Raw genomic sequence first — 11,943 nt, 5'->3', positions numbered from 1 at the left:
GCTCAGGGTTGAGAGTTCGCAGTGCGGAACTCGCTGAGCTTCGTTGGGTCAAAGAAGCGTGAGATGTATTCGCTCATGTCGGCCAAGCGAGCATCGCGGCATCGATGATGGCGGCGAGCTTCTTCGCGGAGGCGCCATCGCGAGACTGTATCGACAAGCCCTCCAGCACCGTGGTGTAGAACGCGGCGAGCTTCCCCACCTCGGCGGATGCAGGGAGGTCTCCATCGAGAATGCCTCGCTCGAGTCGCTGCTTCAGCGCACGCTCGCCCCTGAGGCGATTCTCCGCGAGGAAGGTCCTGACCCGCTCGTTCTCCGGCGAGCCCAGGAGCGAAGACAGGACGATCATGCACCCCCGAGGTTTGTCGCTGGCGGTGTAGGCCCGCGCATTGGCGCGCAGCATCTCCTCCACCGCCGCGCGTGCGGACGGAGCATCCTCCAGGCTGCGGGTGGTGTGAATGCCTTCGAGCCGGTCGTAGAGCTCAACGGCTTCGCGGAAGAGCTCTTCCTTGCAGCCGAAGATGGAATAGAGGCTGGGCTTGTTGACGCCCATCGCATCGACCAGATCCTGGATGGACGTGCCCTCGTAGCCGCGCGCCCAAAACACCCGCATCGCCTCCACGAGTGCCTCGTCGCGGTCGAACCCGCGGGGGCGGCCCATCACAGCGGAGGGCTTCTTCGTCTTCACCTTGCGCGGAGTCATCGTTCGATTGCCCGCAGGCCAGCGACGCCGATACCGATCATCACCAGGAAGAAGATACGTGGTGCCGAGACCTGTTCGCCGAGAAATAGCATGCCGAACACCGCGACGCCGCACATGCCCATCCCCACCCAGACAGCGTAGGCCGTTCCGACGGGCAGTTGCTTCAAGGCGAGCGACAGCAGCACCAGGCTGACCATGGCGAGGCCAATGCCGATGACGCTGGGCCAGAACCGGGTCAGGCCGTCGGCTCGCTTGAGCGCGAGCGCCCAGGCGATCTCCAGACACCCGGCCAATATCAACACAGTCCATGCCATGAACGCCTCTTGCTGTCGCGGCTTCAAGCCGAAAAGCCACCATCGACCGCGATGGAGGTGCCTGTGATGAATCGCCCGCTGGCACCCGCCAGGTGCCCGACGGTGGCGGCGATGTCCTCGGGCTGCGCGTAGTGCTTAAGGGACATGAGCGCCAACTCGGCCGCGACGGCGGGCCCGGTCGCCGGATTCATGTCGGTATCCGTCGACCCGGGGTCGATCACGTTCACGGTGATGCCGCGCTCGCCGACTTCCCGTGCCAGGCCCTTCGTCAGGCCGATCAAGGCGGACTTGCTCATCGAGTAGAGCGTGACTCCGCCATAGGGCACGCGCTGCGCGAAGCAGGAACCAATCGAAATGATGCGGCCACCCTGCGGCATGTGCGCGAGCGCGGCTTGAGACGCGACGAACACGCCTCGAACGTGGATTGCCAGTGTCCTGTCGAGTTCCTCGAGTGTGACCTTTTCGAACGGTCCGGAAGGGAAGATGCCGGCGTTGTTGACCAAGATGTCCAGGCGGCCCAACTCGGACGCCGCGCGGTCGACTGCGCCACGGACGGCGTCGGGGTCTCCGTTGTCCGCCTGGATGGCCACTGCCCGTCGGCCGAGTGTCTTGAGTTCACCGACCAGCGTGGCCGCTTTGTCGCCAGAGTTCGCATAGGTGAAGGCGACGTCCGCCCCCCCCTTTGCCAGATGCCGAACGATGGCGGCGCCGATGCCACGCGTGCCACCTGTCACCAACGCCGCCTTGCCACTGAACGCCATCATGTCCACCCTCTACTTTGAAACCGGTCGTTTAAAATGTCTACGCAGCGAGGGAGTCTCCGTCAAGACTTTCTTAATGACCGGTTCATATGTCCCCAGTAGGGCCCTTTGCGGGAAAGAGCCCGCGCTCTCTCCGCCAAGGTGAGTGAGCCAGTTCCCTCAAGCAGGTGAGGAGGAGGCGAGCGAGGGGCTTGAGGCAGCGTAGCCAACCTGTCCACCGAAGCGGGTGATGTTCACCTTCGGCCCCGCCTGGGTGCGTTGACGCTCCCCGAGGTGAACCGCAGCCCGCCTTGATGGGGCGTTCTCCGCCGCAGCCGCCGAGCTCTCGCCCAAGTCGATCAACAACCTGTGCGGCTTCGCACAGTGCCTCTTCTCCAAGGCCATCCAGCGCGGGCTCTGGAAAGGTGACAACCCTGCGGCTGCCGTCCGCCCGGCGCAAGGTGCCCAAGCGCGCCCCGTCCTATCTCAATGCCAAGGGAGGGCGCCGGTGGTGCGGAACACCGCGGATGCCGCTCAATGGACAGACGCACTTGAAGAGATTGCCAAGGAATTGAGCGGCATTGAGGGAAGTGGGCCCTCCTGGATTCGAACCAGGGACCAATCGGTTATGAGCCGACAGCTCTAACCGCTGAGCTAAGGGCCCTCATGCGCCAACCAACCGCGTGACGGATTGCATATCGCCGGGTGCGCAGTCCTGGCAAGGGGCGTCGTTTTACCCGGCTTCAGCGCTTCCGCTTCGTTGCCAGTCCAGGGGCCGGCGCCTCGCGGGGCACCTTCACGCGGAAGGTGTCCCCACGCTGCGTCACCTCCACGCCTTCGGCCCGCAGGCGCCCTGCCTGCTCTTGGGCCACCTGGGGCGCCAGCGTCCCGTCCGAGCGGGTGACGCGCCACCAGGGCAGCGGCAGCTCGGGCTGCTGGGGCAGGGTGGCCATCTCCCGGCCCACGCCTCGTGCCGCGCCCGGACGGCCCGCGTAGAGCGCCACCTGGGCATAGGAGCGCACCTGCCCGCGCGGAATGGCCCGGACCGCCTGCCACACCGCCTTGGAGAAGGGGAGGGGAGCCTTCTTCACTTCGGCCTTCGGTGTCTTCGTCTTCGCTCGGAGCGCCACGGCCCCGGACTCTAGAAACACGAAGGCCCCCGGTCCACGAATGGAGCGGGGGCCTACTTTTCAGCTCAGCTCAAGCCCGGCTCAGCTCTCCACGAAGGAGCGCAGGCGCTTGGAGCGGCTCGGGTGGCGCAGCTTGCGCAGCGCCTTGGCCTCAATCTGACGGATGCGCTCGCGCGTCACCTCGAAGTCCTGGCCCACCTCTTCCAGCGTGTGGTCGGACTTCTCGCCGATGCCGAAGCGCATGCGGAGCACCTTCTCCTCGCGCGGCGTCAGCGTGGCGAGCACCTTCCGGGTCTGCTCCGCCAGGTTCATGTTGATGACCGCGTCGGCCGGCGACACGAGGCTCTTGTCCTCGATGAAGTCGCCCAGATGGCTGTCCTCTTCCTCGCCAATCGGCGTCTCGAGGGAGATGGGCTCCTTGGCGATCTTCAGGACCTTGCGGACCTTGTCGAGCGGCAGCTCCATCTTCTCCGCGATCTCCTCCGGCGTCGGCTCGCGGCCAATCTCCTGCACCAGGTAGCGGCTGGTGCGGATGAGCTTGTTGATGGTCTCGATCATGTGCACCGGGATGCGGATGGTGCGGGCCTGGTCCGCGATGGCGCGGGTGATGGCCTGACGAATCCACCAGGTGGCGTAGGTCGAGAACTTGTAGCCGCGCTTGTACTCGAACTTGTCCACGGCCTTCATCAGGCCGATGTTGCCCTCCTGGATGAGGTCCAGGAACTGCAGGCCGCGGTTCGTGTACTTCTTCGCGATGGACACCACGAGGCGCAGGTTGGCCTCCACCAGCTCGCTCTTGGCGCGCTCGGCGCGGCGCTCACCCAGACGGATGGCGTCGTAGTTGCGGCGCAGCGACTCGACGGGGAGGTTGGCCTCCTCCTCGACCTTCTTGATCTTCCGCACCGCCGTGCGCACGTCGCGGTCCAGGACCTCCAACTGCTCCGGCGTGAGGTTGAGCTGCTTCTGCAGCTTCTTGCCGATGTTGGGGTTCTCCCGCGACTCCTTCAGCTGCGGGCGCAGCTCCTTCATGGAGCAGTCGTAGCGGCGCTCCAAATCCCGCAGCTCGTCCTCGGCCTTGTCGACGCGCTCGATGAGGGCCTTGAGGTTGATGACGATGCGGTCCACCTGCTTCTTGTTGAGCCGCATCTCCTCCAGGACCTCCATCATCTTGGTCCGGAGGTCCTTGATCTCCTGCTTCACTTCCTTCTTGCGGACCTCGGTCAGCTTCTTCTTGGAGGACAGCTCCTCCTCCAAGACGTCGCAGTCCTGGGCGAACTTGCGGAAGCGCTCGATCTGCTTGCAGATCTGCTCAATCTTGTTGAGCTCGCTCTGCGCCAGCTGCGCCGGAGCGTCACCCTCGCCGACCTCCTCGGGCGCCTCTTCGGCACCTTCGGACTGCGTCTCCTCCGGCGCGTCCTTGATGACGTCGCGCACGCGCAGCTTGGCCGTCTTCAGCTTGTTGCCGATGTCGAGTATCTCCTCGACGGCCACCTTGCACGCCAGCAGCGCGCGGAGGACTTCCTTCTCACCGTCCTCGATGCGCTTGGCGATTTCGACCTCGCCCTCGCGGGTGAGCAGGCTGACGCTGCCCATCTTGCGCAGGTACAGGCGCACCGGGTCGTTCGACTTGCCGCCCGGCTCGTCGTCCTCGTCCTTCTCGTCCTCGTCGGCGTCTTCCTTCTCTTCCTCGACGGTGACGGTGGGCTTGATTTCGTTGTTCTGAGCGGCCTTCTGCGCGTCGACAATCTCGATGTCGTTGTCGCCGAACATGCTCATCACGTCGTCGATCTGATCGGACGACACGATGTCGGCGGGGAGCGCGTCATTGACCTCGTCGTACGTGAGGAAGCCCTTCTCACGGCCCGCGGCGAGCAGGTCCTTGACCTCCTTGCGCTCGGCGACCGGATCCTCCTCGATGTCGTCCTCGACGGCGTCGGGGTCGACCTGGACGGCGGCGGCGGCCTCTTCCGCGGCCTCCTCCGGGTCCACGTCATCGCCCATGGCCGGCGCCACGCCCTTCTTCTTCTTCTTGAGCTTCTCCGTCGCCTCGGCGACGACGTCCCTCGCGACGAGTTCTTCCTTCTCCTCGGCGCCCGTCTTGGCCCCCTTCGCCGCGGCACCGTCCGGAGCCTTCTTCTTGCGGATCACCGGATCCACTTTCTTCTTGGTCGGCTTCACGGACGCCTTCGAGGGCTTCTGCGTCGGCATTCGGGTACTTCTCCTTGAGCAAATTCAGGGGCTTGAGGCCTGGGCGAGCCGGCCGATCTACCGCAAAGTCAGGGTTTCTTACAAACGCGAACTCAAACCGGTTGCATGGGCGCCTTTGTTCCCGAGGAGGCAGGCTTGAGCTCCTCCAGGACACGCTTCTTGAGCGCCAACAGTTCCACGCGCTCCGCCAGGAGCTGGCGCGTCTCCTCTGTCAGGTCGAACGCCCCCGGCGTCTGCTCCGTCGCCCGCTTTATATAAACGAGCCGCTCGTCGATGCGCCGCACCATGATTTCCCTGCAGATGGAGAGGAACGCCGCCTCCAGGGGAACCGGTTCCGAGGGGAGCTGCCGCAGCGCGCTTTCAATGCCGCGCTTCACGGCTTCCGAGGATTCAAAGAGCGCATCGTTTGCGCCGTGTCCCGACGTCGCATGCGCCAGCGCCATGCGCAGGCCCATGTGGGACAGCTCGTCACACACGCGGAAGGTGTCCCGCGCCATCAACCGTGGCTCTTTCAACACCGCGCCCACGTAGAAGCACTCCAGCGCGGGGGGCGGTTTCTCCAGGGGCGGGGCGGGACGGTTGGGGCTCGAAGGAGGTGCGTCCCCGCTGGCGGGCTTGGGTAGGGGCACCTTGCTGCGCAGGGCCGCCTCCACGTCCGCAGGCCGCCAGCCGAAGTGCTCGGCCACCGCGCTGAAGAGGGTGGCGCGCACCAGGCCCACGGGGACCTGTCCCACCACCGGCTTGAGCCGCTCGAGCGCTGCCATCTTCTCCTCGAAGCTCGCGGCCTTGCCCTCCGGGAGGAGCGAGGCGAACAGGTGGCTGGTGAGCGGGTGGGCGCCTTCCAGCAGCCGTTCCACGCCTTCCTGGCCCTCTCGACGCGCGAAGGTGTCTGGATCATCCCCTTGCGGCAGCAGGGCAACTCGCGCGGTCGCCCCCGCGGCGAGCAGGGGACCGGAAAGCCGTTCGACAGCGGCAAGGCCGGCCGAGTCTCCGTCCAACAGCAGGATCAGCTCGCGGGCCTCGGCGCGTTTCAGCACCTGCATGTGTCCGGCGGTGAGGTTGGTGGAGCACAGCGCCACCGCGTGCCGCACGCCCACCTGGTGCAGGCCAATGGCGTCGAAGTAGCCCTCTACCAGCACGGCGGCCTTGCGCTTGCGAATCTCGTCGCGGGACTGGTCCATGCCGAAGAGCGTCTCGCTCTTGTTGTAGAGCCGGGACTCGCGCGAGTTGAGGTACTTGGGCCCTTCGTCCGCGCCAATCAGACGGCCACCGAAGGCGATGGGGCGGCCCTCCGGCGCGCGGATGGGCACCATCACTCGGCTGCGGAAGAAGTCGTAGTAGCCGTCACCGCTGTTGCGCTTGAGGACCAGGCCGGCCTTCGCCGCCCACTCCAGCATGCCCAGCTTCTGGAAGCGCTCCGTCAGTGAGGCCCATTCGAGGGGCGCCCAGCCCAGGCCGAACGCCATGGCCGTCTCTTCGGAGACGCCGCGGCTGGCGATGTAGGCGCGGGCGGAGCGGCCTTCGTCCTGCTGCCACAGCATGGCGCGGAAGTGCTCGGCGGCCTGGTCCGTGGCCTCCTTGATTTGCTGCCGCTCCCGCATGCTGGGGTCCTGCTCGGCTTCCAGGTCCACGCCCAGCTCGCGCGCCAGGTCCCGCACCGCGTCCAGGAACGTCTTGCCCAGGTAGCGCTGGACGAAGGACACCGCGTCACCGCTCGCGCGGCAGCCATGGCAGAAATAGAAGCGCTTCTCCGGCACCACGTAGAACGAGGGGGTCTTCTCCTGATGGAAGGGACAGCAGGCCTTCCATTCACGCCCGGCCTTCTTCAGGTCGACATGCCGGGAGATGAGCCCGACGAGGTCCACCCGTTCGAGGACCTCCTGGATCTTGTGCTCCGGAATCACGACTCCCACCCCCTGGCCCACCCCTGGGCGGGCCCAGCCCCTGCATCCTGCCTGACAGGGCTGACGTCGCCTGCCCACCGGCCGACCTGGCGGATCATCCCCATGGGGGCTGAAGCCGGAGCGCTCGCGAGGGCAGGGAGTGGTTGCGGCATGGGGTGGACTCCTGAGGCCCCTGCACGCGACTTCCGCTGGGGGGAGCGGGGGACACGGCGGGACTGACCCAGGCACTTAATGACGAGGGGCCGAGGGAGCAAGTTTCCGCATCCCTGTCCAGCCCTTCAATGCAAAGGCGCCGCCGGTTTCCCGACAGCGCCAGCGCTGACCTCAGAACGGTGGAAGGCTCAAGAGAGCTTCGCGAGCTCCGACTTCACGGCCTCGGAGATGGCTCGGCCTTCCGCCTTGCCGTGAATCTTGGCGTTCAGGTTCTTCATCACCGCGCCCATGTCCTTGGGACCCTTGGCGCCCGTCTCGGCGATGGCGGCACGGACCTCGGCGGCCAGCTCGTCGGCGGTCAGCTGCTTGGGCAGGTAGTTCTGAAGGATGCTGATTTCAGCCTCTTCCTTCTCCGCCAGCTCCGGGCGGCCACCCGTCTTGAACTGCTCCACGGAATCACGGCGCTGCTTGATGAGGCCGGCGATGATGGTGAGGACTCCCGCGTCATCCAGTGCGGACGCGCCGGGCTCCACTTCCTTGTACTTCACCGCGCTCTTGAGCATCCGCAGCACGCTGAGCGTCAGCTCGTTCTTGGACCGCATCGCGTCCTTCAGGTCCGCGTCGATCCGCTCCTTCAGGGTGGCCATGGTCGCAGCTCCGGAGGGTAAGACGTTGTTCAGGGGGACTTCGACGGCGGGAGCCAGGGCACCTGACATCGGTGGCGCCCCGGCTCCACGCGCGAGGCACGCGCCTAGAACGACTTGCGGGCCTTCTTCACAGCGCGCTTCTTGGCGGCGAGGGCCTTCTTCTTCCGCTTCACGGAAGGCTTCTCGTAGTGCTCGCGCTTACGGATCTCGGAAAGGATTCCAGCCTTCTCGGTGGCCTTCTTGAAGCGCTTGAGGGCGCTCTCGATGGACTCTCCTTCCTTCACTCGGATACCGGGCATGCAGTCACCTCCTTCCGCCGTACGTAGATGTGGGTGTAGATCAAAAGGGGCAGCGGGTATGACCCACTGAGAGGGAAAACGCAAGGACGCTGGACGAAAAGGCTAAGCCGGATGGACTACACTGTCCGCCTCGTGAGCCCAGCCCTCCTCCTGGTGGTACTCCTGACGACCGGCCAGCAGCAGGGAGGGACGCCCACCCGTGAGTGCTGGATGTCCTGCCAGCGGCACGTGACGGATCCGGCCCTGCGCGCTCGGACCTGCGGTAGCTGCCTGCCGGGTGGCCGCGTGGATTCCTGGGTGCAGGGCCTGGCGGGGCAGCGGCCCATTCCCCGGGCGCCGCTCGTCTCCGCGATGAAGGACCCGGATTGGCGGGTGAGGTGGGCGGCAGTGCGCGCGGATGCCAGACGTCAGGGCGTCACGGATCGCCGGGCCCTGGCGGATTGGGTCATGGAGGCGCCGGTGTCGTCCAACCTGACGGCGTGTCTGACGGCGGCGCGCGCCGCGGCGGAGGCCGGGGCTTCCTCCGCGAAGTTCCTGCGAGATGCCGGACCTCGCGGCGCCAACGCCGCGGCCCGCGTGTGGGGGCGGCGGGAGGCCATTCGCGAGGCGCTGGAGCTGGAGCTGTACGCGGAGGACCTGGCGGTTCGGGGCTCGGCGCTGGCCCACCTGGCCGCGTTCCTGAGCCGCAAGCCCGCACGCGTCCTGCTGGACGCCATGGCGACGCGGCCGGAGAGCGTGGATGCGGTCAGCGCCAGCGCGCTCAAGGTGGTGGCCGGGCGCAGCCGGTCGTCGGTGGGACGGATGCTGCTGGATGAGGCGAAGCCCGCGGAGGAGGCGCGCATCAACCGGCTCTTCGCTGTGTATTCGAAGGAGCTGGAGGGCATGCAGCCGGAGCTGACCGTGGCGGATCCACTTCAGCGCCGACGCGCGGTGGAGTCGTTGCGAGTGTATGGGCCGCTGGCGATGCGGGAGCTGGAGCGGGCGCTCGGTGATTCCGACCGGTGGGTGCGCCGGGATGCGGCGCGAGCGCTGGCCGAGGCGGAAGGCGTCCCGCTGCGCACGGCGGCGGAGCGGCGCATCGAGTCGAGTGACGCGATGCAGGCTCGGCCGTGGCTGGAGGCCATGGCGAGGGAGAAGGGGTGTGCGGCGTTCTTCCTGGGGACGGCTCGGGACAAGGCGCTGGCCGCGTCCGTCCGAGGGGCCGCGCTGGCACAGCTGGCGGACTGTGGCGAGGGGGCTCGGGACCGGGTGTCCTCGGTGGAGCCGTTTCTCGCGGATGAGCAGCCGCTGTTGCGGGCAGGGGCCGTGCGGGCCTTGAGCGGTTTGACGACGCGGCAGCCAGGAGTGTCGGAGGCCACCTCGCGTGCGCTGGGGGACGGGGCTCCCGAGGTGGTGAGCGCCGCACTGGAGTTGCTGGCGCTTCAACGGCAGACGTCCCGCGGCGATGAGGCCGCGCTGCTGCTGGAGTCGGACCATGTGGTGGTGCGCACCGCCGCCGCCGAGGCACTGGAGCAGATTGGCCGCGCGTCCCATGTGAAGGCGCTGGCCGGGTGTCTGCGGGAGGACGCGGAGGCCGCTGTGCGGGTGGCCGCGGCAACGGCCCTGGGCCGGATTGGTGGAGCGCAGGCGGCGGCCGCGCTATCGGACGCAGCGGCGCGCGACCCGGATTCCCATGTGAAGCACGTATCGCGCGAGGCGCTCCGGCGACTGGGCTTCGGCCAGTAGGCGCGGGGGGCCGCGCCCGAAACTCAGAGCCCGCTGATGGCCTTCGCGTCCACGCGGTTCCGGCCCGCGCGCTTGGCCCGGTACAGGTACTTGTCCGCCGCGGCGATGAGGTCCTCGGGCTGGGAGAAGTCCGAGTCCAGCAGCGTGGCCACGCCCAGGCTGATGGTCACCTTGATGGGCGTGCCACTGAAGACGAAGTCGGCCTTGTCCACGGCGTACCGGCAGCGCTCCGCGCACGCCAGGGCCTGGTCCTCGGCGGACTCGCGCAGCATCAGCGCGAACTCCTCGCCGCCGTAGCGCGCGAGCAGGTCCTCGGTGCGCACCGTGTCGCTCACCCGCTGGGCGATGCGCGTCAGCACGTAGTCACCGGCCGGGTGGCCATACGCGTCGTTGATCTTCTTGAAGTGGTCCACGTCGAAGAGGACCAGCGACAGCGGCACCCGGTGGCGCAGGCAGTAGCTGAACTCCTTGCGCACCGTCTCCAGGAAGTACTTCTTGTTGTAGACGCGGGTGAGGCCGTCACGCGTGGCGGACTCATAGATGCTGCGTTGGTACTGCTCCTCCAGCGCGTCCTGGATGGAGAACTTGAGGACGGTGTTGGAGCCGATCTGGATCTTGTCGCCGTCGTAGAGCGGGGCGGCGTTGACCTTCAGGCCGTTGAGGTACGTCCCGTTCGTGCTGGCCAGGTCCACCAGTTGGAACCGGCCGTCTCCCAGCGCCACCACCTTGGCGTGCTTGCGGGAGATGCCGTCATCCTCGACCTGGAACTGCGCCTCGGAGCTGCGCCCCAGGACGACCTCGGAGCGGTCCAGCTTGAACATCCGCCCGATGCCCGCCGCGGACTTGGCGCTGATGACGATCAGATACGCGCTCTGCTGCTGGGCACTGCCCAGCAGGTCCGAAATCGAATGGACGGAAGTTTTCTCCTCGGACATCGCGGCACCCATCTTACGGGCCGCCTTTTCGCGGCGGCAAGCATACTGCCCGACTCTCCACTACTCTCCTCGGGGCCGCCGAGTGGCGGGGGGGCCGGCGGGGGCCTCCGGGGCGACTGTCGGCCTTCCGACGGTCAATTCTCCGGCCACCGGGCTCTGGATGTAGCGCGCCAGGGCCCCGGACGCGCCGGAGTGATAGGCCAACCCCTGCATCAGCTTCACCAGTGCCGCCGACGGCGTCATGTCCGCGCCGCCCATCGCCCCGGCCTCCAGTGCCGCCGCCCCGGACTCATACAAGGAAAGGTCCACGCCGTTCCGGTGCGCCTGGCTCACCACCACCACCGGGACGCCTCGCTCGCGCGCCTGGAGGAAGAGGGGCGTCAGCGAGCGCCCCAGCTCCGGGTCGATGGGGAAGTTACCTGCCCCGTAGGCCTCCAGCACCAGTCCCCGGACGTGCGGTAGCAGCTGGAGCGGCAGCGCGGGGTCCAGCCCCGGGTACACCTTGAGGAGGAAGACCTTGGCGTCCAACCGCTCATAGAGGCGGAAGGCCCCGCGGGACTTGAGGCCCGGCTCGAAGGTGGTGTCCACACCCAGGGTGCCCAGCACGGGGAAGTTGGGGCTGTCGAAAGCGTCGTACTCGGACACCTTCACCTTGCGCGCCCGGTTGCCCCGGTACAGGCGCGAGTCGAAGCAGATGGTGACCTCGCGGGGCCCGTGCAGCGCGGACAGCACCGCGTCGATGAGGTTGAGCCGCGCGTCCGAGCGAATCTTGCCCAACGGCCGCTGCGAACCCGTCAACACCACGGGGCAGGGCGGGTTGCGCAACATGAAGGAGAGGGCGCTCGCGGTGTATGCGAGCGTGTCCGTGCCATGGGTCACCACGGCCCCGTCGAAGTGGGGCAGGCGCGCGTGGAGGTGCGCGGCCATCCGGCTCCAGAGCTCCGGCTGCATCTCCGAGCTGTCCAGGTTGCTGAACAGCTCCAGCTCGATGTCGGCCAGCTCGAACAGCTCCGGCACGCGGGCCTTGAGTGTCTTGAAGAAGGCCGCGGGCTTCAGGGCGGACGGGCGCCCCCCGGCCATTCCGAGCGTACCCCCGGTATGCAGCAGCAGGACTCTGGGCATGATGAACAGGCGCTTCCCTGCCAAGGCTGGCGTTGCTTTACAAGCCCCGCGCGCGTCGCTAAGACC

At 67.2% G+C, this 11,943-nt stretch carries 11 protein-coding genes and 1 tRNA gene; 1 reads left to right on the top strand and 11 read right to left on the bottom strand.

Annotated features, from left to right (window positions below):
• Positions 1-73 precede the first annotated feature (73 nt).
• The 9 genes from BLU09_RS23510 to rpsU form a co-directional block, all read right to left on the bottom strand.
• On the bottom strand, positions 74-700 hold the full coding sequence (locus BLU09_RS23510; RefSeq protein WP_090491742.1) for a TetR/AcrR family transcriptional regulator: 627 nt from the start codon (positions 698-700) through the stop codon (positions 74-76).
• Positions 697-1,014: a DMT family transporter gene (locus BLU09_RS23505; protein WP_090491741.1), complete on the bottom strand. Its 318-nt coding sequence runs from the start codon at positions 1,012-1,014 to the stop codon at positions 697-699. The genes BLU09_RS23510 and BLU09_RS23505 overlap by 4 nt, the downstream gene beginning before the upstream one ends.
• A gap of 23 nt (positions 1,015-1,037) precedes the next feature.
• Positions 1,038-1,778 carry a 3-oxoacyl-ACP reductase family protein gene (locus tag BLU09_RS23500; protein ID WP_279627366.1) on the bottom strand — a complete coding sequence of 247 codons (741 nt, stop codon included), beginning with the start codon at positions 1,776-1,778 and terminating at the stop codon, positions 1,038-1,040.
• 567 nt (positions 1,779-2,345) lie between these two features.
• Positions 2,346-2,418, bottom strand: a tRNA-Ile gene (locus BLU09_RS23495).
• A 79-nt stretch (positions 2,419-2,497) separates the two neighbouring features.
• Positions 2,498-2,884 carry an MGMT family protein gene (locus BLU09_RS23490; RefSeq protein ID WP_090491739.1) on the bottom strand — a complete coding sequence of 129 codons (387 nt, stop codon included), beginning with the start codon at positions 2,882-2,884 and terminating at the stop codon, positions 2,498-2,500.
• Between the two features lie 81 nt (positions 2,885-2,965).
• On the bottom strand, positions 2,966-5,092 hold the full coding sequence (gene rpoD / locus BLU09_RS23485; RefSeq protein ID WP_011555174.1) for an RNA polymerase sigma factor RpoD: 2,127 nt from the start codon (positions 5,090-5,092) through the stop codon (positions 2,966-2,968).
• 92 nt (positions 5,093-5,184) lie between these two features.
• The gene (dnaG, locus tag BLU09_RS23480) at positions 5,185-7,005 is read right to left on the bottom strand and encodes a DNA primase (RefSeq protein ID WP_186817915.1); all 1,821 of its coding nucleotides are present in this window, start codon (positions 7,003-7,005) and stop codon (positions 5,185-5,187) included.
• A 332-nt stretch (positions 7,006-7,337) separates the two neighbouring features.
• Complete coding sequence (locus BLU09_RS23475; protein ID WP_026114338.1) at positions 7,338-7,796, bottom strand: GatB/YqeY domain-containing protein; 459 nt, start codon at positions 7,794-7,796, stop codon at positions 7,338-7,340.
• 104 nt (positions 7,797-7,900) lie between these two features.
• Positions 7,901-8,095 (bottom strand): 30S ribosomal protein S21, encoded by a 195-nt coding sequence (rpsU, locus tag BLU09_RS23470; protein ID WP_002614080.1) that lies wholly within the window; start codon positions 8,093-8,095, stop codon positions 7,901-7,903.
• A 111-nt stretch (positions 8,096-8,206) separates the two neighbouring features.
• On the opposite strand from rpsU, the gene BLU09_RS23465 reads away from it, so the two are divergent.
• Positions 8,207-9,820, top strand: a complete 1,614-nt coding sequence (locus BLU09_RS23465; RefSeq protein WP_090491736.1) for a HEAT repeat domain-containing protein — start codon at positions 8,207-8,209, stop codon at positions 9,818-9,820.
• Positions 9,821-9,843: 23 nt separating this feature from the next.
• Here the strand turns inward: BLU09_RS23465 and BLU09_RS23460 are convergent, their stop codons facing one another.
• Positions 9,844-10,755 carry a GGDEF domain-containing protein gene (locus tag BLU09_RS23460; protein ID WP_026114337.1) on the bottom strand — a complete coding sequence of 304 codons (912 nt, stop codon included), beginning with the start codon at positions 10,753-10,755 and terminating at the stop codon, positions 9,844-9,846.
• 60 nt (positions 10,756-10,815) lie between these two features.
• The gene (locus BLU09_RS23455) at positions 10,816-11,877 is read right to left on the bottom strand and encodes an asparaginase (protein ID WP_090491821.1); all 1,062 of its coding nucleotides are present in this window, start codon (positions 11,875-11,877) and stop codon (positions 10,816-10,818) included.
• Positions 11,878-11,943 lie beyond the last annotated feature (66 nt).

It is taken from the genome of Myxococcus virescens, from assembly GCF_900101905.1.
In the GTDB taxonomy this organism is placed as follows: domain Bacteria; phylum Myxococcota; class Myxococcia; order Myxococcales; family Myxococcaceae; genus Myxococcus; species Myxococcus virescens.
This window is presented reverse-complemented; position numbering and strand designations above follow the sequence as displayed.